Source organism: Filimonas effusa (assembly GCF_004118675.1).
Lineage (GTDB): Bacteria > Bacteroidota > Bacteroidia > Chitinophagales > Chitinophagaceae > Filimonas > Filimonas effusa.
The window spans coordinates 1-412 of record NZ_SDHZ01000014.1 but is presented as its reverse complement, the minus strand read 5'-3'; the positions used below and the strand labels follow the sequence as shown (position 1 = coordinate 412).

At 42.5% G+C, this 412-nt stretch carries 2 rRNA genes; both read right to left on the bottom strand.

Features of this window, described 5'->3' with window-relative positions:
- Positions 1-108: ribosomal RNA gene (rrf, locus tag ESB13_RS23675) — 5S ribosomal RNA — on the bottom strand; the annotation flags it as partial.
- 185 nt (positions 109-293) lie between these two features.
- A 23S ribosomal RNA gene (locus tag ESB13_RS23670) occupies positions 294-412 on the bottom strand; the annotation flags it as partial.

Genomic DNA, 412 nt, shown 5'->3' with positions numbered 1-412 from the left:
GGCAGCTACCTACTCTCCCGCATTTCTGTGCAGTACCATCGGCCATGGGAGGCTTAACTTCTCTGTTCGGTATGGGAAGAGGTGAACACTCCCGGCAAAACCACCATAAGATCTTACCGGCTTTTGACTTGCTTTGTTGCTTCTTTTTTGTCGCTTCTGCTTTTTATAGCTTCAGCTTTGCCTGTTTTATCCTTTGCTCTTTTGCTTCAGGTTGCAGGCAGTTTTCTTCAACAAAACTCATCAGCCTTAATGATGTACATATTGGGATCACTCATTTCATACAGGTATAGAAAAAAATTAAAGCTTACGGGCAATTAGTACTACTCGACTTCGTTGTTACCAACCTTACATCTGTAGCCTATCAACGTCATAGTCTTTGACGACCCTTAAAAGGAAACTCATCTTGAGGTAG